This is a genomic window from Bacillus sp. J41TS8 (assembly GCF_018333035.1).
GTDB lineage: Bacteria > Bacillota > Bacilli > Bacillales > Bacillaceae > Bacillus > Bacillus paralicheniformis.
On record NZ_BORF01000019.1, the window covers coordinates 16905 to 39402 of the forward strand.

Annotated in this window: 25 protein-coding genes; 15 read left to right on the plus strand and 10 right to left on the minus strand. The window is 46.2% G+C overall.

Annotated elements, in window-relative coordinates; genetic code table 11:
- The first annotated feature begins 108 nt into the window (after positions 1-108).
- Positions 109-558: a YfmQ family protein gene (locus KI350_RS20365; RefSeq protein WP_020450370.1), complete on the plus strand. Its 450-nt coding sequence runs from the start codon at positions 109-111 to the stop codon at positions 556-558.
- Positions 559-583: 25 nt separating this feature from the next.
- On the opposite strand, the gene KI350_RS20370 is transcribed toward KI350_RS20365, so the two are convergent.
- The gene (locus KI350_RS20370) at positions 584-850 is read right to left on the minus strand and encodes a hypothetical protein (protein WP_025811980.1); all 267 of its coding nucleotides are present in this window, start codon (positions 848-850) and stop codon (positions 584-586) included.
- A 97-nt stretch (positions 851-947) separates the two neighbouring features.
- Here KI350_RS20370 and KI350_RS20375 point away from each other — a divergent pair, with 97 nt between their 5' ends.
- Positions 948-1409: a GNAT family N-acetyltransferase gene (locus KI350_RS20375; protein WP_065643578.1), complete on the plus strand. Its 462-nt coding sequence runs from the start codon at positions 948-950 to the stop codon at positions 1407-1409.
- Positions 1410-1477: 68 nt separating this feature from the next.
- Here the strand turns inward: KI350_RS20375 and KI350_RS20380 are convergent, their stop codons facing one another.
- Positions 1478-2158, minus strand: a complete 681-nt coding sequence (locus KI350_RS20380; protein WP_065643579.1) for an SOS response-associated peptidase — start codon at positions 2156-2158, stop codon at positions 1478-1480.
- Positions 2159-2197: 39 nt separating this feature from the next.
- A complete protein-coding gene (locus tag KI350_RS20385) occupies positions 2198-2428 on the minus strand; it encodes a hypothetical protein (RefSeq protein WP_025811974.1) in 231 nt (76 codons plus the stop codon).
- A gap of 160 nt (positions 2429-2588) precedes the next feature.
- Between KI350_RS20385 and KI350_RS20390 the strand changes: the two genes are divergently transcribed.
- Together KI350_RS20390 and ppsA are read left to right on the plus strand one after the other, a co-directional pair.
- The gene (locus tag KI350_RS20390) at positions 2589-3203 is read left to right on the plus strand and encodes a TetR/AcrR family transcriptional regulator (RefSeq protein ID WP_130627164.1); all 615 of its coding nucleotides are present in this window, start codon (positions 2589-2591) and stop codon (positions 3201-3203) included.
- 15 nt (positions 3204-3218) lie between these two features.
- Positions 3219-5843, plus strand: a complete 2625-nt coding sequence (gene ppsA / locus KI350_RS20395; protein WP_212930580.1) for a phosphoenolpyruvate synthase — start codon at positions 3219-3221, stop codon at positions 5841-5843.
- Positions 5844-5869: 26 nt separating this feature from the next.
- Here the strand turns inward: ppsA and KI350_RS20400 are convergent, their stop codons facing one another.
- From KI350_RS20400 to KI350_RS20410, 3 genes are all read right to left on the minus strand, one after another.
- Positions 5870-6154: a hypothetical protein gene (locus tag KI350_RS20400; RefSeq protein ID WP_020450376.1), complete on the minus strand. Its 285-nt coding sequence runs from the start codon at positions 6152-6154 to the stop codon at positions 5870-5872.
- A gap of 65 nt (positions 6155-6219) precedes the next feature.
- Entirely contained in the window at positions 6220-6582 is a 363-nt protein-coding gene (locus KI350_RS20405) for a DUF488 domain-containing protein (protein WP_035337100.1), read from the minus strand.
- Positions 6583-6665: 83 nt separating this feature from the next.
- Entirely contained in the window at positions 6666-7430 is a 765-nt protein-coding gene (locus tag KI350_RS20410; protein WP_151253329.1) for an SDR family oxidoreductase, read from the minus strand.
- 153 nt (positions 7431-7583) lie between these two features.
- Here KI350_RS20410 and KI350_RS20415 point away from each other — a divergent pair, with 153 nt between their 5' ends.
- Complete coding sequence (locus KI350_RS20415; protein ID WP_212930581.1) at positions 7584-9059, plus strand: carboxylesterase/lipase family protein; 1476 nt, start codon at positions 7584-7586, stop codon at positions 9057-9059.
- A 20-nt stretch (positions 9060-9079) separates the two neighbouring features.
- Here the strand turns inward: KI350_RS20415 and KI350_RS20420 are convergent, their stop codons facing one another.
- A complete protein-coding gene (locus tag KI350_RS20420) occupies positions 9080-10357 on the minus strand; it encodes an MFS transporter (RefSeq protein ID WP_020450380.1) in 1278 nt (425 codons plus the stop codon).
- 369 nt (positions 10358-10726) lie between these two features.
- On the opposite strand from KI350_RS20420, the gene KI350_RS20425 reads away from it, so the two are divergent.
- From KI350_RS20425 to KI350_RS20445, 5 genes are all read left to right on the plus strand, one after another.
- A complete protein-coding gene (locus KI350_RS20425; RefSeq protein ID WP_039073312.1) occupies positions 10727-11407 on the plus strand; it encodes a PspA/IM30 family protein in 681 nt (226 codons plus the stop codon).
- Positions 11408-11442: 35 nt separating this feature from the next.
- Positions 11443-12468 carry a TFIIB-type zinc ribbon-containing protein gene (locus tag KI350_RS20430; protein ID WP_026578964.1) on the plus strand — a complete coding sequence of 342 codons (1026 nt, stop codon included), beginning with the start codon at positions 11443-11445 and terminating at the stop codon, positions 12466-12468.
- On the plus strand, positions 12468-13235 hold the full coding sequence (locus KI350_RS20435; RefSeq protein WP_080131556.1) for a TPM domain-containing protein: 768 nt from the start codon (positions 12468-12470) through the stop codon (positions 13233-13235). Before KI350_RS20430 ends, KI350_RS20435 begins: the two co-directional genes overlap by 1 nt.
- A gap of 21 nt (positions 13236-13256) precedes the next feature.
- Positions 13257-14231 carry an SPFH domain-containing protein gene (locus tag KI350_RS20440; protein ID WP_065643584.1) on the plus strand — a complete coding sequence of 325 codons (975 nt, stop codon included), beginning with the start codon at positions 13257-13259 and terminating at the stop codon, positions 14229-14231.
- Between the two features lie 236 nt (positions 14232-14467).
- Complete coding sequence (locus tag KI350_RS20445) at positions 14468-15523, plus strand: LLM class flavin-dependent oxidoreductase (RefSeq protein ID WP_065643585.1); 1056 nt, start codon at positions 14468-14470, stop codon at positions 15521-15523.
- A 35-nt stretch (positions 15524-15558) separates the two neighbouring features.
- Here KI350_RS20445 and KI350_RS20450 read toward each other — a convergent pair whose 3' ends face one another.
- Positions 15559-16386, minus strand: coding sequence for a TrmB family transcriptional regulator (locus KI350_RS20450; protein ID WP_020450386.1), 828 nt, complete (start codon positions 16384-16386; stop codon positions 15559-15561).
- A 147-nt stretch (positions 16387-16533) separates the two neighbouring features.
- On the opposite strand from KI350_RS20450, the gene KI350_RS20455 reads away from it, so the two are divergent.
- From KI350_RS20455 to ftsW, 4 genes are all read left to right on the plus strand, one after another.
- Positions 16534-17166, plus strand: coding sequence for a homoserine/threonine efflux transporter (locus KI350_RS20455; RefSeq protein WP_020450387.1), 633 nt, complete (start codon positions 16534-16536; stop codon positions 17164-17166).
- 193 nt (positions 17167-17359) lie between these two features.
- Positions 17360-18004: a helix-turn-helix domain-containing protein gene (locus tag KI350_RS20460; RefSeq protein ID WP_065643586.1), complete on the plus strand. Its 645-nt coding sequence runs from the start codon at positions 17360-17362 to the stop codon at positions 18002-18004.
- A 15-nt stretch (positions 18005-18019) separates the two neighbouring features.
- Positions 18020-19177 (plus strand): rod shape-determining protein RodA, encoded by a 1158-nt coding sequence (rodA, locus tag KI350_RS20465; protein ID WP_065643587.1) that lies wholly within the window; start codon positions 18020-18022, stop codon positions 19175-19177.
- Positions 19174-20316, plus strand: coding sequence for a putative lipid II flippase FtsW (gene ftsW, locus KI350_RS20470; RefSeq protein WP_065643588.1), 1143 nt, complete (start codon positions 19174-19176; stop codon positions 20314-20316). Before rodA ends, ftsW begins: the two co-directional genes overlap by 4 nt.
- Before the next feature lie 318 nt (positions 20317-20634).
- Here ftsW and KI350_RS23470 read toward each other — a convergent pair whose 3' ends face one another.
- Positions 20635-20721 carry a putative holin-like toxin gene (locus tag KI350_RS23470; RefSeq protein ID WP_003179417.1) on the minus strand — a complete coding sequence of 29 codons (87 nt, stop codon included), beginning with the start codon at positions 20719-20721 and terminating at the stop codon, positions 20635-20637.
- A gap of 261 nt (positions 20722-20982) precedes the next feature.
- Positions 20983-21408 (minus strand): VOC family protein, encoded by a 426-nt coding sequence (locus tag KI350_RS20475; protein WP_026578960.1) that lies wholly within the window; start codon positions 21406-21408, stop codon positions 20983-20985.
- A gap of 94 nt (positions 21409-21502) precedes the next feature.
- Here KI350_RS20475 and KI350_RS20480 point away from each other — a divergent pair, with 94 nt between their 5' ends.
- The gene (locus KI350_RS20480; protein ID WP_026578959.1) at positions 21503-22450 is read left to right on the plus strand and encodes a helix-turn-helix transcriptional regulator; all 948 of its coding nucleotides are present in this window, start codon (positions 21503-21505) and stop codon (positions 22448-22450) included.
- Positions 22451-22498: the final 48 nt, after the last annotated feature.

A 22498-nucleotide genomic window follows, 5' to 3' on the forward strand; every position in this document is an offset into this window, starting at 1 on the left:
GTTCATCTGGGCTGCACTTGTTCACACAATGTACAATAAAATCCTTTAGTCTGTATGATAGGATGAATCAAGGACATCTTTAAAATTCAGACAAGAGGAGATGATCGAGTGACATGGCTTTTTGTAACCTTTTTGGTTATCTTCAGTCTTTTTAAAATATTGGTCACTTGCCTTCCGAGCGGTGTCGTAGAGTGGCTGACCGGCAAATTTCAAGTTCATGTTAAGCTTGAGGAAGCGAATGTTACAGTGACGTTCGGAGGAGAGCGTTTAGAGGGATCTGACAAGAGTCAATTTATTCAAAACTTTAATGAGGCCGTATTTATGGAGCGGTATTACATCTACCCGGGAGACGAGCCGCTTTTTGTAAATCCGAAAAACGCCGGGACACCGTTTGTTATCGAAACAAAAAGAGGGAAAAACGCTGTGAAGCTGTTGGTTTACAGATACGATGATCATATAGACGTCGTTAAACAATATAAGAAAAAGACGGCCGCTTATTGTCTGCGTTCTGACGGTCTGCAAAAATGCAGGGGGCTCAAAACGGCGGATTTGGTTTAAAAAGCAGGGAAAACCTGCTTTTTTATTATGATATGAAATAAAGCCTGACAGCGCTGTAACCGATCAAAAATAAACAAGCAGCGATCGTAAAGATAAATTCTCCTTTTTTATTCTTCTTCAAAAGAACGAATGAACGCACACCGATGTTCAGTCCAAACAGGATGAATCCCACATTCAAATAAACGGGATTGAACCCGGATGGAATGATGAGAAGAAATATCCCGGCAAGCGTGATATAATGGAATGCTTTGCCAAGCGGCGGTTCTTTTTCCCGCGCTGTACGGCTGTCCATTTCACCATCACCTTTCTTTAGCAGTAAAATCCTTGTATTGCATATTATTCTAATTTAAAATGTGATTGATGAAAAGTCTTGCACAGGGAGAAACGCCATGACCATACATATTCAACAGCTTGATGCCCCTCTGAAGCCTGAGTTTGTTGATGAACTGATTAATTTGTGGAATGATAATGCATTGGAAACGGCTGATTGCACATTGGATGATCAAGATAGACAAATGATACAGCAGCAGTTGAAACAATATGTTCAGTCCGCATACGGAGCGGTTTTTGCCGTCGTGAATGAAAAGCAAGAAGCGGTCGGATACGGACTGGCTTCTATTAAGAAAGATTTAGTCAGCGATTGTCTGAGCGGGCACATCGATGAAGTGTACATAGCCCCGGGCTATCGAAGAAATAAGCTGGGGAAGCTTGTTGCAGATCGTATGATGGATTGGTTTGATCGGCATCAAGTGTCTCACGTTCAAGTATCGGTTGATATCGATAATCAATCGGCGCTGCGTTTTTGGGAAGGCATCGGCTTCAGCAGTGAATTTTACCTTTTGACACAATGAATATTTTTAGAATCATGGAGGCGGTGCCCTCACCATTATGACCGGCCGCCTCGCCCAAAAGCCCCTTTTTATTGCAAAGGGACTTTTTTGATGAGCTCAGGAGAATTATGATGCGGTGAATTGACGAGAGGCGCGACTTCATACGCTTCCATCTCTTTTGACGCATATGGTTTTAAAAGGCTTTCTAAGTATGCAAGGTTTTGATTCTTCGGATTCAGCCATTCTTTTTCAGCCTGGCGATCAAGAATGACGGGCATGCGGTCATGAATGTCTTTCATTAAATCGTTGGGCGTTGTCGTAATGATTGTGCATGTATAGACGGGCTTGCCGCCTGCAGGCTGCCACTTCTCCCAAAGCCCAGCAAATGAAAACAGTCGATTTGTTTTGAGCTTGATCCTCATCGGCCGCTTTGTCTTTGCATCGGTCCGCTTCCACTCATAAAAACTGTCTGCCGGAATGAGGCACCTTTGTCTGATCAGCGGCTTTCGAAAGCTCGGCTTCTCAGCCAAAGTCTCAGCGCGCGCATTGATCATTTTATAACCGATTTTCTCATCCTTTGACCACGGCGGAATCAATCCCCACCGCAGCCGCCCTAACCGGTTATGGGAACCGTCGCTGATGACGGTGAGAATGCGCTGGGAAGGCGCGATGTTATAACTGGGGCTGTAATCTTCAACCGTCATTTGATCAATCTCGAAACGGTCAATAATCTCATCAAATTCAGAAAAGAGCGTAAACCTGCCGCACATCTTAGTCACCCTTGTTTGTTTATTGAAAGTTTGAGGCTTTTATATATAAATGGCCAACAAGGCCGCTGAAACAGCCATGACAAAGCAGTCATCGCCCGTCATGGCCACGCCGTTTTTGATGAATACGCTGCAGGTCCAGTTGAGCGCCGATCCTTCCGCGGTCCGGTCAATCAGTTTTTTACCCGCTGTGTAAACACATGCTTTAAATAAAGAAAACGAAATGGAACATAAAATAAAGAGCAAAATAAACTTTACCATCAACACCAGCATTGCCTTTTCACCCCGGCATATTTTGTAAGCTCCACCTTCATTTTACCAATAAATTCATCTGTTAAAACCTCTTTCTTGTTTTATTATATTGACCGAATGGTCAGCAATCGTTGCAATTTATACTAACCGATTGGTCAATAACGAAAAGGAATGATGGTCAATGCCTTTACAGCTTTATGAAAAAGAGCAAATACTCGATGCCTGTTTGGAGGTTTTTGCCCGGCATGGCTATGCAAAGACTTCGACCGGAATGCTGGCGGAAGCGGCCGGCATTTCAAAGGCGCTGATTTTTCATCACTTTAAAAGCAAAAAAATTCTGTACTTAACTGTGCTCGATTATTGTATTGAGAAGGTAAAGTCGCGCCTTTCCCTTGATGACCTGGCGTCTTGTGATGATTTCTTTGAAGCGAAAGAAAAAATAAGCATGGCTAAGCTTGAGTTTTTCGCGGATTATCCAAATGTATACAAGCTAACGAAAGATGCCTTTTATTCACCGCCTTCCGAATTAAAAAAAGAAATCGCTGCAAAGTATGTGGAGCAATTTGCCGTTAGAAATCGTATTCTAAAACAGCTTTTTGCGAAAGTTCCGTTGAGGGAAGGAGTGGATCGTGAAGAGGCGTTCGAACTTATCATGGTCATGATGGGGCATTTTGAACAAAAGTTTCTAGCGGAAGTAACGGCTGAGGACGATTTTGATCCAGCCTGGAGCAGACGTCTTCTTGAAGAACGAAAACGGTTTTTGGATATGATTCGTTTCGGCATTGAAGGCGAATAAAAAGGGGGATTCCTGATGGGACACTATGTATTGGGCTTTCATGAGATCGATCGAACCGATTTGCCGCTTGTCGGAGGAAAAGGGCTGAACTTGGGCGAATTGTCAAAAATGGTCGGCATCCAAGTGCCTCCCGGTTTTTGTATAACAACAAAAGCATATGAAAAGATGATCGGTGAAAACGATAAGGTCAGTGAACTGATTGATCAGCTGTCTCTTTTAAAAGTGAAGGACAGAAAACAGATTAACGATCTTGCCCTTCAGATCCGCAATGGTATTGAAAGGGCCGAAATCGCCGAAGAGATCAAAGAAGCGGTTAAAAGCGCTCACTCAAATGCTGGCGGCGATGCATATGCGGTCCGATCAAGCGCTACGGCAGAAGATTTGCCTCATGCCTCTTTCGCCGGGCAGCAAGATACGTATTTAAATATAAAAGGAATAGAGGCGATCTTGAAGCATATCAGCAAATGCTGGGCTTCACTGTTTACAGAGCGGGCCGTGATCTACCGGATTCAAAACGGTTTTGACCACCGCAAAGTTCAATTATCGGTCGTCGTCCAGCAGATGGTGTTCCCGGATGCGTCCGGCATTTTGTTTACGGCAGATCCTATTACATCCAACCGGAAGGTCACCTCGATTGATGCAAGCTTTGCTTTGGGAGAGGCGCTTGTATCTGGTACAGTTTCAGCAGACAACTACAAGGTTCGTGAAGGCGCGATCATTCAAAAAACGATTTCCGAGAAAAAGACGGCAGTCTATTCTTTGGAAAGCGGCGGCACTGAGGCGCGCGAAGTCGAAGCGGGCTGCCGGAAAGAGCAAACATTAACAGATGAACAGATCATCCGGCTTGAAAAACTGGGAAGGAGAATCGAAGCCCATTTCAGTTTTCCGCAGGATATTGAATGGTGTCTGGCTGATGGCGAATTTTTCTTTGTCCAGAGCCGGCCTATAACGACATTGTTTCCTCTTCCGAAACAGAGCGATGACAAGCTTCGCGTCTATATGTCTGTCGGGCATCAGCAAATGATGACAGAACCGATAAAGCCGCTTGGAATATCGTTTTTCGGGTTGATCTCGGATTATGAGCTGACTTGTGCCGGCGGAAGGCTTTTTATTGATTTATCACACGATTTGGCATCTTTTGCAGGGCGGAAAGTCGTCCTCAGTACGGCGGGGAAAAATGATCCTTTCATGCATAGCGCTCTTGTGAATTTTTTGAAAAGAAAGGAGCTTGTCAAAACCCTGCCGAAAGGGAAGCGGATGTTTAGATTAGGGGCTGAAGGGCTGTCATGGTCGCTGCCGGGTGATGCGCTTAAGATTTACCGGAAAAACGACACAGGTGTAGTCAAACGGCTCATGTCGAAAGCGGAAGCATCCATTCAAGAGGCTGAACAGCGATTGAAAAACGCATCGGGTGAAACGTTATTTGCACAGATAGAAGAGGATCAAAAAAACTTGAAAAAAGTTCTCTATGATTCAGAGAGCATGGCTGTAATTATGGTTGGTTTATATGCCGTTTACTGGCTCAATCGAAAAATGGAGAAATGGCTTGGCGAAAAAAATGTCGCCGATACCCTTTCTCAATCGGTATTGTACAATGTCACATCTGAAATGGGATTGGCGCTTTTGGATGTATCAGATGCTGCCAGAGGATACCCCGAGGTTCAGAAGTATTTAGCATATGCCAATAATGAAACCTTTTTTGAAGATCTCAAACAGCTTGACGGCGGTCCCGCCTTTATCGGCGCATTGCGGGCATTCCTTGAGAAATACGGCATGCGCTGCACCGGTGAGATCGATATGACCAAGACGCGCTGGAGCGAACGCCCTTCCATTCTTGCTCCAGTGATTTTGAGCAACATCAAAAACTTTGAACCTGGTGCGCGAACGGTCAAGTTTGAACAGGGGCGATTGGAAGCGGAGCAAAAGGAGAGGGATCTGTTAAGCCGTCTGCAACAACTAAAGGGAGGCAGACAAAAGGCAAAAAAGACAAAGAAGATGATCAGCGTTTTGCGGAATTTTATCGGTTATCGGGAATATCCCAAATATGCTCTGATCAAACGCTATTTTATATATAAGGAAGCGTTGATGAAAGAAGCCGCCATTTTGCAGCGAAAGAAGCTGATTCAAGCGAAGGAGGATATTTATTATCTGTCTTTTGATGAATTGAGAGAGGCCGTTTGCGCTAATCGTCTCGATGTGAAGAAGATCGAGGAAAGAAAAGCAGAATATCAGCATTATGAAAAATTAACGCCTCCGCGAATGATGACTTCAGAAGGCGAGGTCATCACGGGAGAAGTTCTGGGAGACCACATTCCGGCGGGAGCATTGGCGGGCGTTCCTGTTTCATCGGGAGTCATCGAAGGTAGGGCAAGAGTGATTCTGAAATTGGAAGAAGCCGATATCGAAGAGGGGGATATCCTTGTCACGCCTTTTACAGATCCGAGCTGGACACCGCTGTTTGTCTCAATCAAAGGTTTGGTGACGGAAGTGGGCGGCCTCATGACACATGGCGCCGTCATTGCGCGGGAATACGGGCTTCCGGCGGTGGTGGGGGTTGAGCATGCGACGAAAGAAATTAAAGACGGACAGAAGATTAGGATTAACGGATCGGAAGGCTATGTTGAAATACTCGAATCATAAAAGTGAGCGCAGCTTCAAGCTGCGCTTTACTGTTTATAAAGGTCGGCGGACAACATCCAATCCATCAAATGCTGATACGGATAATAGGTTGTGCCATTTAATTCAATTTTAGGTATGTCAGGATATTTACTCAGCATTTCTTTCGTTTCTACTTTACTTAAACCTAAATAATAATGTAAATCGCCTTCTTTAACTAAATAGGGATAGCCTGAATAACTCCCTTTTGGGTTTTTAAAGTTTTTCAAGCCGTCACCGATAAAATAGCCTAAAGCAGCTAAACCAAGCCCGATCCAAAACAGGTTCATTTCCATGTTTACCATCCTTTTCGCATATTGCTTTATCTGTCATACGAAAAGCGTTGAAAAAAGTTTCAAGGTCAAAGGCTTTGCCGGTTCAGCATCTCATAAAGAACGACGGCATGGTTATGGCGCTCATCCTTTGCACCGTAAAGCAGAATAACGGTTTCGTCCGCAGCCATTTCTTTTAATTCCTTGAAGCTTCTCTGTTTTTCAGGCTGTTGTTTGATTTCATTTTGATAGGCTTCTTTAAACGATTCGAATTTTTTCGGGTCATGACCGAACCATTTTCTTAAATCAGGACTTGGAGCGATTTCTTTCATCCAGCAGTCAAGGTTCGCTTTTTCTTTTGAAATGCCGCGCGGCCACACACGGTCGATTAAAATGCGGCGTCCTTCTGCTTGCTGGTTTTCTTGATAAATGCGCTGGAGAATAAACGGCATTTGGATCACTCCTTCTCATTTTATGATAAAACGGCCGTCTGGAAGGAACAACCTCTATTGAAATGACAATGCCAACATTCCTTTTATTCGATGGAATGTTTTAAAGAACTGTACATTTGGCTGACGCTTTCATCGATTTCATCTCTTGACATCCGCAAGGCTTTTTCCGATCTGGCATAACCGATTTCTAATCGGCCTTCTTCCAGCCCTTTAAAAATCTCATCGGCAAATTCATCCAAAGGAGCTCCGGAATCATGCAGTCCGACACCGCCCAGATCTGTATTGACCGCGGGAGGAGCGACCTCTATGACCTCAACGCCGGCCTCGGAAAGCTGATGTCTTAAACTCATCGTAAAAGAATGGAGAGCGGCTTTTGTCGATGAGTAGATCGGTGCGATCGCCATCGGTGTAAACGCCAGGCCTGATGTCACATTGATGATCGCTGTTTTCCCCGGTTTTTTGGCAAAGTATTGGCTAAAGAGCATGGCCAGGTGGATCGGTGCCTCCATGTTGACGGTGATTTCTTTTTTGTAGTCAGCCCAATTGTCTATGACATCTGCTTTTAAAATGTGGTAGCGCTGCTGTATACCCGCATTATTCACAAGTACGTTTACGCCAGGGTGACGTTCTTTGACCCATTCAAATAATGCCAGTCGTTCCGTTTCATCGGTTACATCGCATACACGCGTGATCAGCTCCGGATATTTTTCCTTTGCTTCTTTCAACTTGCTTTCCCTTCTCCCGCAGACGATGACCGTATTTCCCGATTTCATAAATCGTTCGGCAAAAGCAAAGCCGATTCCTGATGCGCCGCCTGTGATCAGTACTGTGTGTCCCGACAGTTTCATTGAAATCCCTCTTTTCCGTCAAATTTTTAAACAATAAGTTGAACATCTCTTCTGATCCTATACTAGACCCTTCATTTTCCAAAATGCAAGTATTCCGATTAGACGGTATCGTCCGATTCCATTATCATTGAAAAGTGAAAGGGGTGGAATAAAATGTATGAAACGACTGTCGAAACGTGCTTTGGAAAGCTGAAAGGCAGAACGGAAAACGGTGTCCGTATCTTTAAAGGCGTACCTTTCGCAAAACCTCCCGTCGGCAAGTTAAGGTTTCGGGAACCGCAGCGAATTGAAGCCTGGGAAGGTGAGCGGGAGGCTTTTCAATTTGGTCCGGTTTGTCCGCAGCCTGACAGGGGGTTGCCTGGTGAGTCAACGGGGGTTGAAAAGTCTGAGGATTGCCTTTATTTAAATGTGTACGCACCTGAAGAGGCGGATGGGGATCTGCCTGTTATGGTGTGGATTCATGGGGGCGCTTTTTATCTCGGAGCCGGCAGTGAACCGTTCTATGACGGGACTCAGCTCGCAAAGCAGGGAAAGGTGATCGTGGTCACCATCAATTATCGCCTCGGTCCGTTCGGTTTTTTGCATCTTTCTGCAATTGATGATTCCTACACAAGCAACCTTGGCCTCTTGGATCAAATCGCGGCCCTTGAGTGGGTGAAAGAAAATATCGCTTTCTTTGGCGGAGACCGTCATCATATTACGGTATTTGGAGAATCGGCGGGATCGATGAGCATCGCTTCGCTCTTGGCGATGCCGAAAGCAAAGGGGCTTTTTCAACAGGCCATTATGGAAAGCGGGGCCGCCGCAACAATATCTGAAAAGCTTGCGAAAGCCGCAGCAGAAAGATTCTTAACGATTCTCGATATTGATCATCATCATCTGGAGCGCCTTTGCGATGTATCTGATCAAGAACTTCTTCAAGCCGCCGATCAGCTGCGTACTTTAATGGGAGAAAATATTTTTGAACTGATCTTTCAGCCTGCACTTGACGAAAAAACCCTCCCGCTGAAGCCGGAGGCCGCCGTCGCGAAGGGCGCGGCAAAAGGAATCGGTCTATTAATCGGAACAAACCGCGATGAAGGCGCCTTGTTTTTTGCCTCTGATTCGGAACTTTTGCCTGAGAGGAAGATCAATGAGATTTTAGAAGAATACATGGGAAAAGAGGCCGCTGAAGCCGCCGCGCCTCTGTATCCGAGATCATTGAAAGGCCATGTTGATATGATGACAGATCTAGTCTTTTGGCATCCGTCCGTTGTGTTCGCTTCGGCTCAATCACGACATGCATCTGTCTTTATGTACCGGTTTGACTGGCATGCCGATTCGGAGCATCCGCCGTTCAACAAAGCGGTGCACGGCTTAGAGATTCCGTTTGTATTTGGCAATATGGACAGTTTGGAACAACTGACAGGTACGAAGGCTGGGGAGGAAGCACAGCTGCTTGCTAAACAGATCCAGGCTGCCTGGGTGTCTTTTGCCCGCTCCGGAAATCCGAGCACCGATGATGTCAGCTGGCCTGATTATGATGAAGACTCACGGAAAACGCTGATTTTTGATCAAGAGATCGCGATTGAAAACGACACGTATTCAGAGAAGAGGAAGCTGTTGACAGCCTCAAACCTGCAGGTTTAGAACAAGCGGCTGACCACAGGTCAGCCGCTTTGGTGGTAGCGTTCGCTTTGAATGGCTTCAAGCGATTTGCCGCGCGTTTCCGGCGCCATACGGAGCCCGATGATCATATGAATGACGAGAAATGCAATCATGACGGCGCCGGCTGTTTTAAAGCCCAATCCCGTAATCATCGCAGGAACGATCAATGAGATGAGCCCGACGCCGATGCGGACGATGAAGAACATAAAGCCTTGGGCGAGCGCCCTGTATTTCGTATGAAAAAGTTCTGCCGCCCACAGCCCGTAAAACGCCTGCGCTCCAAATCCCGCAGAAATGCCCCACAGGCATACGAATAATAAAAGCTCCGTGATGTTCATCGTACCGAAGGTGAGGATGACCCATGCGGCGGTTGCCATGGCTGCTCCTATGCCAAAAAGCGTTTTCCGATTGACTTTATCGCCGAGACGGATAAAGACGAAGTATGTGGACGCCACTGTCAAAATCCATAAAAATGCCTGCAGCAGGTTGGCTTGCGCCGCTGTTAAACCGCCGACCGTCTCATAAATATACGGCATGAAATATCCCATTGTTCCGGCAACAAGGTTCCAAAACGCGTAAATTCCGATAAGGAGAATCATGGCGTGGAGGTTCGCTTTGTTGGTCAACAGCTCTTTGATCGATGCCTTTTCTGCAACTCCTTTTGCTTTGTCTTCAGCTTCTTTTCGCTTTTGCTCCTCCCAGATGGACGATTCGTGAATCTGCTGCTGCAAAATCCACGTGATGACCGCGACAACGAATAATTGGGCAAAAATCAACCGGCTTCCCAGCAAACCGAGCGGTGCCAAGGCAACCGATAGCAGCAGCGTAAGCGCCGGTCCGACCGACCATGCCAGCTGCCCCCAGCCGACGCGTCCGGCGCGTTCGTGATCAGGCGCCTCCTCGGCAATATAAGTCCAAGCAGCCGGAATCGCTGCGCCCACCGCAATTCCCGTCACGATGTAACCGGTTAAAAGCATCGGAAAATTAAACGACACGGCAATCAGCAAAACGCCAAGCATATAGACTAATAAATCGTACTTGTATATGAATTTTCTCCCGTAACGGTCGACTAAAAAACCGCCGAGAAAAGCGCCGATCGCCGCGCCGAAACCATTTGCGCTTAAGGCGCCGAGAAGCCCGACCCGGGCGTCGTCCAACCCTAAATATTCAACCCATAACGAAAGCCCGCCGGCCCCTGCGACGATTGATCCCGCCTCCAAATAGTTGGACATGGCAACCGTGATCGTCGACTTCAAACTGCCTTTTTTTCTCCCTGGCATGATTCGCTCCCCTTTCAAATCAGAATTCTTTTCTGACAGAAGCCGGATTGATGCGTTGAATGCTGGATTTTTCTTTCGTGAGTCACGCGAATATGTAAGCGCTGTCATTTTCTGGTGATACCGACCCTGCATCCGTTCCAGCTTGCATGCTGTTCCGAATGTTTTTCATATAGTATTACTTTATTCCGAAATCAAAAATAAATCAACATATAAATCAGAATATTCCGTCTGAATATTTTTGTTTTTGTTTGAAAATTTTTCTCGAAAAACTGCCATTATATCAATTTTTTATTAAAAAACCGAAACTTTTCCTCTGGAAAAATAGTATATTTAAACTAAGTATATTTTACTATAAGGAGGAGTTTTTAGATGAGTATATTAAGCAGGTTCAAAGACATTATGGCCAGCAATATTAACGCTTTGCTTGATAAAGCAGAGGACCCGGAAAAAATGGTGGATCAGTACGTCAGGAACTTAAACAGCGACTTAAACAAAGTAAAGGCGGAAACGGCGTCTGTCATGGCGGCCGAGCAAAGGGCAAAAAGAGAACTGGCGGATTGCCGGGCGGAAATCGACAAGCTTGAGCGCTATGCAATGAAGGCATTGGAAGCCGGCAGCGAGGCGGATGCCCGAACATTTTTAGAAAAGAAAGCGGTGCTGGAAACGAAGGGGTCCGAATTAGAAACTGCATTACAAACGGCGTCATCCAATGCGCTTCAAATGAAAAAAATGCACGATAAGCTTGTTTCTGATATCGGAGAGCTTGAAGCGCGTCGGGCCGCGATCAAAGCGAAATGGACAGCGGCGAAAACACAGGAAAGAATGAATAAACTCGGTGCATCTGCAGCGAATGCCAACCATTCAATGTCCGCTTTTGGCAGAATGGAAGAAAAGGCCAACCGGGCGCTTGATGAAGCGAATGCGATGGCTGAACTGAACGCCGCTCCTCAAGATGACGTAGAAGACCTGAAAGCTAAATATGATAGCCCCTCTGGTGTGGATGATGCGCTTGCCGCACTGAAAGCAAAAATGGCGGGTCAAAAGTCATAACAATTTGAAATGAATAAAGTGAGAGGTTAAGAGACATGGTGATTTCTTATAAATGTCCGGGCTGCGGGGATGACATGGCCTTTGACGCTGAATCCGGCACGCTGGCCTGCCGGAGCTGCGGGAGACAGGACAAGATTGAAAACATTCCGGAAGAATTAAAAACAGCGAGATTTACTGAAGACGAAGCAACAGAATATCATTGCCAAAACTGCGGCGCTATTTTGATCACTGAAAAAGAAACGACGGCTACCTCCTGCAGCTTTTGCGGGGGAGCGGCAGTGATCGCCGACCGCCTGTCCGGAAACCTTGCCCCGGCAAAGGTCATTCCTTTTACGATCAGCAAAGAGGAAGCGGCAGACGCGTTTCGCAAGTGGTGCAGAAAAGGGCTGTTAACACCAAAGGGCTTTATGTCGGCGGACCGGATTAAAAGCATCACAGGCATGTACGTTCCTTTCTGGATGTACGATTTAAACAGCAAAGTGCAGGTCAGCGCCCGCTGCACAAAGGTACATAGGTATACACAGGGCGACTACATCTATACGAAGACCGAACATTATGATGCGTTTCGCGATATCAATCTCGACTACATCAAAGTCCCGGTGGATGCATCAGAAAAGATGAACGATGAATTGATGGACAAATTGGAGCCTTATCCGTATGATCAGCTGAAAGATTTTAAAACCGCCTATTTGGCAGGCTACATCGCTGAAAAATATAATTACGATGATGAAGAGCTTTTTCCGCGGGCGAAAAGCAAAATCAGCGGCTACATCGAGTCATATATCGATTCCACCTTATCCGGATACAGCTCCGTCGATGTGAAAACGAAACACGTCGATACGCAAAAAATGAAAAGCTTTTATGTGCTTTTGCCCGTCTGGATGGTCAATTACAACTACAAACAAAAGGATTACATTTTTGCGATGAACGGACAAACGGGAAAAGTCGTCGGCAAGCCGCCGATCAGCTCATTTAAAGAAAAGATGTGGTTTAGCGGACTGGCTGTCTCCATATTTGCGGTCTGGAAAATCATCGCTGCTGTGATGGGAGGCGGGGCATGATGAGAAATTTATTGAGAAGCGCAATGATCCTATGTATGATTTTCCTTGTCTTCATCCCTATAGCCTCCGGTGCGGCAGCCTCTGAACAGAAGCGGTATGTTTATGATGAAGCCGGGCTTCTGACCAAACAGGAAATCGAGAAGCTGGAGACGCTGGCAGCCAAATTGGGAGCCGAACGGGAAACCGACTTTATCATTGTGACGACCGATGATACGAATGGCCGCGATGTAAAGAAATATGCGGAGGACTTCTATGACGAAAAAGCGCCCGGCTATCAGAAGAAGCATGGAAACGCAGCTGTGTTAACGGTTGATATGGAGCATAGAGAAGTCTATCTTGCCGGCTTTAAAAAGGCTGAAGAATATTTGAATGACGCCAGACTGGACAAAATTAGAGAAAAAATCACGCCGGATATATCTGGCAATCATTATGAGGCCGCATTCGAAATGTTTATGAAGGCGGCGTATGATGATATGGAGAAGAAACCATGGGCGGACAGCATCTTTTTTAAGACATGGTTTCAATTGCTTGTGTCAGCAGTCATCGCGGGAATTGCCGTCGCCATTATGAAATACAATTCAGGCGGCAGAGTGACCGTAAGTGCAAACACGTATATGAACGGTGATACTTCCGGAGTGATCAGAAAGAATGACGAGTACATCAGAACGACCGTCACAAAACAAAGAAAACCGTCCAATAATAAAAGCTCAGGCGGCGGAACGACGAGCGGAGGACATTCGCACAGCGGCAGCCGGGGAAGCTTTTAGAAAGGGAAAGGAAGAGCTCAAATGGTGTTTTTTAAAAATCAATTTGCAAATGTAGTAGAGTGGGATGAATTTCGCGATGATATGATTTTCTACAAATGGAACAACCGCGAAATCAAAAAGGGGAGCCGGCTGATCATTCGTCCCGGTCAGGATGCCGTCTTTTTAAACAATGGAAAAATTGAAGGCATATTCCAAGATGAAGGCGACTATGATATCGAATCTGAAATTATTCCTTTTTTATCTACTTTAAAAGGTTTTAAATTTGGCTTTAACAGCGGGATACGCGCCGAAGTCCTGTTTGTCAATACGAAGGAGTTTACCGTCAAATGGGGGACGAAGAATGCCATCAATATCCCGGCTGCAGGACTACCGGGCGGCATGCCGATCAGAGCGAACGGCACATTTAATTTTAAGGTGAATGATTATGTCGCATTAATCGATAAAATTGCCGGTGTGAAAGATCAGTATGTTGTGGAAGATATCAAAATACGGATCACATCTATCCTTGATCAGCTTTTGATGAAGTGGATCACAAAAGAAGGAAAAGATATGTTCAACCTTCAAGCCAACGCCTTTGATATCGCAAAAGGGATCAAGGAAGACCTTGATATGGAGATTGTCAGCGACGGCATGACGGTTACAGGCTTTAACATCATGAGTTTCAATTATCCGAAAGAAATCCAGGACATGATCACGAAGAACGCTTCCCACGGCATGGTTGGCGATCTGAACAGATATCAGCAGATCTCCATGACAGACGGCATGGCGTCAGGAAAGATGACAGGCGGCAGTGCCGCATCCGATATGGCCGGCATGATGATGGGGATGAACGTAGCGAACCAAATGATGAATCAGATGAACCAAAATCAGCAGGCGCAGACACCAACGCCCCAAAGCACGCCGCAGGCAGGGACAAAGCCGAACTTCTGTCCAAACTGTGGAACGAAAACGGGGGAAGCCAACTTCTGTCCGAACTGCGGGCAGAAACTTGTGTAAGCTGGTATCTTCTTTGTGAATGCATGAATACCAGACCGGCATGATTGCCGGCAGACCAAGCTGGAAAACAAATGGAGCAGAAGCTGATCCTGATTCACAAGTCGGATCAATTGCATGATCAGAACGCCCGCCGTATTCTATATATAACAATGTGAGTGCCGGGTGAAAAGAATACGGCATACATCAATCAACGATGTACAGAATAATTAAAGGATACAATGTGGAGGAAAAGCGACATGGAATTAGGCATCAGCACCTTTGTAGAAACGACCCCTGATATCAAAACCGGAAAAGCCATTAGCCATGCGGAGCGGCTGCGCGAAGTAGTGGAGGAGATCGTCCTTGCCGATCAGGTGGGCTTGGATGTATTCGGAGTTGGAGAGCATCATCGTCAAGATTACGCAGCTTCTTCTCCTGCCGTCGTCCTGGCCGCAGCGGCTGCACAGACGAAGCACATCAGATTAACGAGCGCGGTCACCGTGCTGTCGTCGGCTGATCCCGTCCGTGTTTTTCAGGATTTTGCGACGCTCGACGGGATTTCAAACGGCAGGGCGGAAATCATGGCGGGCCGAGGGTCTTTCATCGAATCCTTTCCGCTGTTTGGATATGATTTAGATGATTATAATGAGCTCTTTGAAGAAAAGCTTGATCTGCTGCTCGAGCTGCAAAAGTCGGAAAGGGTCACATGGAGCGGCAAACATCGTCCGGCTATTCAAAATACAGGCGTGTACCCGCGCCCTGTGCAGAATCCGCTGCCCGTATGGATCGGAAGCGGCGGAAACCAGGAATCCGTCGTGCGCGCCGGCCTGCTCGGCCTGCCGCTGGTTCTCGCGATTATCGGGGGGAGTCCGCAGCATTTCGCCCCGCTTGTTGAGCTTTATTACAAAGCGGCGGAACATGCAGGGCATGATGCCTCAAAGCTGACAGTCGCTTCCCATTCCCACGGCTTTATTGCGGAGGATACCGAGACGGCCGCCGATCGGTTTTTCCCTTCCACCCAGCAGGCTATGAATACACTTGCGAGGGAGCGGGGCTGGGGGCCGTACAGCCGGTCGAGCTTCGATGCAGCCAGAAGCTTTGAAGGGGCGCTCTATGTAGGCGATCCCGAGACGGTGGCGGAAAAAATTATTCACCTGCGCAAGAATGTCGGGATCACCCGCTTTTTGCTTCACGTTCCGGTCGGTTCGATGCCGCACGAAGATGTCATGAAGGCGATTGAACTTTTTGGAACAAAAACGGCGCCGCTCGTCAGGGAAGAAGTATCCCGCTGGGAGGCAACCGAAAGATCATAATTATAAAAGGCCCGCGCTTTCTTTGCGCGGGCCTTTTATTTCATATAATGCTTTTTGAAATCCGGATGAATCGAAAATTTTCGGCGCAAATGGATCAGGTTTTCGCCGAAACTTTCCTCCAATACCTCTCTGTGCTTCTTCATGATTTCCATCAGATACAGATCATGAATCATCACTTCGGTAATCGGCATCACCAAGCCTACATGCATCGTCCAGGCTGCGCGGCTGTCTTTCCCGTGCGAGACAATGCCGGCCACGACTTCCGAATCGTCGACGCTGAATACAAGCCAGCGTCCGTCGTACTCTTCTGTAATTTGCGTGCTGCTGTCATGGAGATAGACATTGGCGAAATCAGCTTCAATGTCGCCGTACGCAATGATGGTGACGATGACGCCTTTTTTTGCGGCCTGCTTGAGTTCCGGCTCCAATTCAGGAAAATCCTCTTTCCAAATTTCGAGGAGAATCCTTTTTCCGGCTGATGATATACAAGCCTTTACTTTATCGATAATCTCGCTTCGTCCGGTGATGTTCCAAATATTTTCCCGGTCATTTGCAGTGCGCTCAAACTTCTCGAAATATTTTTCTGCCTGTTCAAAAGTCTCTTCCGCTTTCAGCCGCCGGTTTTTAATCAGTTCCTTGGCGGGAACGGGGATGTACTGCGGTGTGCCGCCGTAGCTGACAAAGATATCGCCGCGGATCACGAGGCTCTCCAGCACTTCGTATATTTTCGACCGGGGAACACCCGATTTTTTTGCCACCGCATAGCCTGTCAGCGGCGATTCTTCCAAAAGCGCCAAGTATGCTTTCGACTCATACTCGGTGAAATTCAGGTTTTTCAGTACGTCTAATATGTTTTCCTTCATAAGCCCTCCAGCTTCAACAAGAGTCGCTACCTTTGTCACTCATATTTTGCTGGATGTATTGATTTATTTCAAGTCCGCTGATACACTTTTTAATAAGTGGTTACTAAAGTAGTCACTATATAAAACCAGTATGGGGGGAGACATCTGATGGATAGCCTGCTGTCATACATATCGATTGCCGCCATGATGGTGGTGATACCAGGAGCAGATACGATGCTTGTGGTGAAAAACACGCTTCGCTACGGGCCGAACGCCGGGCGCTGCAATGTTCTCGGTTTGGCGACAGGGCTTTCTTTCTGGACGCTGATTGCCGTTCTCGGCTTAGCGGTGGTGATTGCGAAATCGGTGATTCTGTTCAATACGATCAAATACTTGGGGGCGGCCTATTTAATATATTTAGGCATTAAAAGCTTTTTCGCGAAAAAAATGTTTTCTTTGGAGGACATACAAGCCGAGAAGAACAAAACCGAAAACGCATCAAGCCGGCATTATAAGGATTCGTTTATGCAAGGATTGTTCAGCAACGTTCTGAATCCGAAAACTGTTTTGGTTTATATCACGATTATGCCTCAATTTATTAATTTAAGAGAAAGCGTCAACCAGCAGTTGATCATCCTCGCTTTAATCCTTACCTTTCTTGCTGTGTTTTGGTTCCTCATCCTCGTATATTTGATCGATTTCGCAAAAAAATGGCTGAGAAGCGTGAAATTCCAGAAGGTCTTTCAAAAAGCCGCGGGGCTGGTGCTTGTCGGGTTTGGCGTTAAAACGGGTTTGGATTGATATCGGATAAGGAGTGAGTTTTGACTCGCTCTTTTTTTGTTTATTTGTCAACGATTATAGGGTGGAATAAGTGAGATAAAACAGATGTCTATGGTTATTCGTTGACATTTTGACAACGGTTCTATATATTTATACCGACTTGGCCTTTTGGCTGATAGATTGATACATTTTTAGTGTGAGAGGAGAAAGGCTCGTGGATGAACAAAAGAAAAATCAGCTGGGGGCGCTGCTGAAAGAGCATTTGCGAAAAAGATCATTATCTTTAAGAGAATTGAGCGAACGCACTCAAATCGATAAAGCGACCATCTCAAGAATCATCAATGGCAAAAGAAAAGCAAACCTGAACCATTTGCAAAGGTTTTCAGAAAGTCTCGGCGTTTCTTTTGATGAGATGATGACAGCGGCCGGCTATGCGATCGAGAAGACGAGGGAAAGCGAACGTCAGGATATTCACTCGTCAGTTGCCGAAATTGAAGATGTTTTGCAAACCTCAAATGTCTATGATCGGTCCTTTACCACGGAAGAACTGAAAAACAAATTGAATGAGTACGAACAATATTCCCAGACGGAGGAAGGAAAGCGTACCATTCTGGCTGAGTTTGAATCCAAAGTCGAGAAAGTCGCCGGCGTTGGTCCTTTTCTGACCCGTTTGCACGACATGTACAGCCGATTTACCTCAGGGCGGGGGACGCCGCGTGAATTGCTGCTGATGGGCGGCGCTTTGCTGTATTTCATCGTTTCTGTTGATGTCATACCGGATTATATTTTTCCAATCGGCTATATTGATGATGCCGCAGCGGTTCAATTCGTTTTCAACCAGCTGTCACATAAATCATGATGGAGCATGTTACAGATGAAAAGAAAGCCTATCAACATTGACATCAGCCTTCTGCTCATTCTATTTTGTTTGTTTATCATCAGTCTGCTGGCCGTTTACAGCGGGTCCGGCCAGTATGAAACACAGGACCCTTTTTATTTTGCGAAACGGCAGGTTTTTTGGTATCTTGTCGGGTTTGGCGTCATGGCGGGAACGGCCTACATCGACTATGAGCTGCTAGAACGATTGGCGCTTCGTTTATTTGCGGGAGCCGTTTTTCTTCTGATTCTCGTTCATTTTTTTGGAACTTATAAAAATGGTTCGCAAAGGTGGATCAGCTTCGGAGTCATCGAAATCCAGCCTTCAGAATTTATGAAGATCATTTTGATTCTTCTGTTGGCTTCGATACTCAACCAATTTCAGCATAAAAGGTTCTCCTTCACGGAGAGCATCATACCGACGGGGAAAATCATGGTGTACACGGTGATTCCGTTTTTCTTCATATTGGTACAGCCTGATTTAGGGTCCGCATTGGTGATTTTGTCGATCGCATTCACGTTGATGCTTGTCTCGGGGATTTCGGGGAGAATGATCATGTCCTTGTCGCTTGGATTCATGGGATTGGTCGCCTTTTTGACGTATTTGCACAATCATTACTTTGAGATTTTTTCAAAGATAATTAAGCCTCACCAGCTTGACCGGATATACGGCTGGCTCAGTCCTCATGAACATGCTTCTACATATGGATACCAGCTGACGCAGGCGTTATTGGGGATCGGATCGGGCCAGATGTCAGGAAGCGGCTTTACTCATGGAACCCAAGTGCAGGGAGGGAAGATTCCGGAGGCTCATACCGATTTTATTTTCGCCGTGATTGGTGAAGAATTCGGCTTTTTAGGTGCCGTCACATTAGTCTGTCTCTATTTTCTGATGATCTACAGAATCATCAGGATCGCGATCTCGTCCAACAGTCTGTTCGGTCTTTATATATGTGCGGGGGTTGCGGGGTTGATTGTATTCCAAGTGTTCCAAAATATCGGGATGACGATCGGGTTAATGCCGATCACAGGGCTCGCTCTTCCGTTTATCAGCTATGGCGGCAGCGCGCTGCTGACCAACATGATCGCCTTAGGTCTCGTTTTCAGTGTGAATATCAGATCTAAACATTACATGTTTGGGAATGACTGGGGATGAAGGTGCGCAAAATGATTCTTTTCCATCTAAAGAAACTGGATTATGTATTGATTGCTTCGGTTCTGTTTTTATCCTCGTTTGGCTTGCTGATGGTATACAGTGCCGGCTACCCCCTCGGATATATGAAGTATCATGATGGCAGCTATTTTTTTATGAAGCAGCTGCAGTGGCTGCTCATCGGTTTGACCTTTTTTTCGGCTGCCGTCTTTTTCCCTTACAAAGCTTACAGCAAACTCATCCGTTTTTTGGTGAAGCTTTCTTTTTTGCTGCTGATTCTCGTTTTGCTGCCGGGAATCGGGATGGAGAAAAACAATTCTCAAAGGTGGATTCAACTCGGTTCGCTCATGATCCAGCCGTCCGAGGCTGTGAAGCTTGTGATGGTTATTTATTTCGCCTATGTGTATGCAAAAAAGCAGAGATACATCGCCGATTTTGGAAAGGGCGTCATGCCGCCGCTGATCATTTTGGCCGCTGTGTTTTTTTTGATTTTAAACCAGCCCGACTTGGGCACCGCTGTTTCGATCCTGTTAAGCTGCGGAGCGGTTCTGTTGTGCGCCGGTCTCAGAATACGGCACTTGCTGCTTCTCGGAACAATGGCAGGGGCGGGCATCGCATATTTTGCTATGACAGCGTCGTACCGGTTAAAAAGGCTGACATCGTTCAGCGATCCTTTTCAAAATGAAAACGGAGACGGCTACCAGTTGATCAATTCCTACCTTGCCATTGATTCGGGCGGGGTATGGGGGAATGGATTGGGGAACAGCGTTCAAAAGCTGGGGTTTCTTCCTGAAGCCCATACGGATTTTATCATGGCGGTCATCAGTGAAGAACTCGGCGGTGTCGGGCTGTTGATGATCATCGGGGCCTACCTGTTGATCATGTTCAGAGGTGTTAAGATCGCTGCGCAAATCGATGATCCGTTTGGAAAGCTGCTGGCGGTCGGCATTACATTCCAGATCATGATTCAGGCATTATTTAACCTGGGCGCTGTTTTCGGCCTTCTTCCCATTACCGGAATTCCTCTTCCGTTTGTCAGCTACGGAGGTTCTTCGTTAATGTTCATGCTGACGTCAGCCGGGATATTGGTCAACCTCTCCTCACATGTGAAGCGGGGAGTAAAAAAAGAGGGGCCTTTCTGATGTAGAAAGGCATTTTCCCGATTTTGAAGTTACGATTGACCAGATGATCCTGTCATCAGGAATTTATCTTCTCATATCGCATTTGACCGTGACTCCATTTTTATATAAACGCATCCATATTGATAAATAAAGGAAATCGTGATATATTCAAGGTGTGAAAAAGAATAATCTTTAGATGAATGCGTAAACTGAAAAAAACCGGAAGATGCGGCAACATCTCCCGGAAGCAACAGAGAGGCTCCGTAAAAAGGAGTCGGCTCTATTTTTAGATCCCAATTAAAAAGTAAGATCGTCTTGGTGTGGGAATCAAGGGCGATCTTACTTTTTTTTGTCGTTCGATGACAGAATTGCCACGACAAGAATGCCGAAAGAGACCATAAGTTGCAACGCCTCTGATACTGTCACATGCTCACCCCCTTTCTCTCCAAGAGATGGAGGGTGAGCCGACCGCCCTTATATAGAACCGAACTGTTGCTACCCCTTATTATACCAAAAAGAAGAGGCGTTTCCATAAATGCCCTTTGTCAAGTGAATTTGAAAAAACGCAGTTTTTTAAATTTTTGTGGTCAAATACCGCTTTTTAGCCAAAAAACCCTGAAAATTTTTCCGTGCAAAAAAGGCCGGTTCATGAAACCCGGCCTTTTTTGATATGTCTCATTTGTTCATTTATGCGGGACGCGCGGCAAAAATTTGAAAGGTAACGCCGAACGGATCGGTGACAATGCCGTAAGCGGGACTGAAATAAGTCTCCTTCAGCTCAAGCTTGACCTCGCCCCGCTCGCTCAGCTTGCCAAACAGCCGCTTGGCCGAAGAAACGTCAGCTGCCGTTACGCAAATGGACAATTGGTTTCCACTTTGGAAAGGCAGTTCAGGAATGATGTCGGCGATCATCATGACGGCGTCGCCGATTGTCAAAACGGCGTGTGCGATGAAAGCCAATTCGCCATCCTTAAAATTCGCCGCCTCATCTGCGGGGCCTTCGCCAATCGTCTGACTGAACTTTACTTCAGCCTCGAGTACATCACGATAATAATCAATCGCTTCCTTTGCTCTTCCATTCATCAGGATGTAAGGTGTAAATTGCGTTTTCATAGAGCGAACATCTCCTTTTTTTGTTGATCTAAGAAGATTGTATATTATAATGGTGACAACTTATGTCATGGTTAAAAAATGATTGGAGGTTTTCATGTCTAAAGCGAAACGATTGAATGAAATGATCATGATGGTAAACCGGAAAAAACGATTTACGGTCGGGGAGCTGGCGCAGGAATTCGGCGTTTCCAAGAGAACGGTTTTAAGGGATTTGCAAGAGCTCAGCGAAATGGGGGTGCCCCTCTATTCTGAAACCGGCCCCCACGGAGGGTATCAAGTGTTAAATGAAAGGATTCTTCCTCCCATCGCCTTCAGCGAGAACGAAGCGATCGCCATCTTCTTTGCGATCGATGCGCTGAAGCATTATATATCCCTGCCGTTTGACGCTCAGTACGACTCCATCAAAAAGAAATTTTATTTGAACCTTACAGGAGACATCCGGGATGCGATTGACAGTATGAAGGATCGCGTTGCTTTTTATACGCCTTATGAGCAAAAAGACGACATTCCGGTCTTAAAGGTGCTGCTTGAAGCGGCAGTTCAGCAAAAGGTGTTGATCATCGAATATGAAGCAAACGGTGCAGTAAGCAAGAGAAACATTCAGCCGATCGGAATCTATGCCAATCAAGGGAAGTGGTATTGCCCGGCTTACTGTTTTTTAAGACAAGACTACCGCATCTTCAGGTGTGACCGGATTAAGCGGGCCGAGCTTGATGAACATACGGCCCCACTTGATTTGACCGGTCTTAATTTAAAGAACCGTTTTTCAGCTGTGTCCCGGCCAAGGGAGACATTGGAATTATCAGCGGAGCTGACAAAAAAAGGAGTAGAACGGCACGGTTCACTCAAATGGCCACACCTTGAGCTGGATGTAAAAGAAGACGGGTCCGGCGTGCTGAAAGGAGAGATCGCGCCGAAGGATATTGATTTTTTTGCGGATTATTTCATTTCATTCGGCCGGGAAGCAATTATTCAGAAGCCTTCCGAATTAATCGAAAGGATGAAGCGGACATTATCCGACATGCTGAAACAATACGGCTAAAATGAAGACTCCGGTCAGACTGATCACGAAGACCCCAGCCTGCGTTTT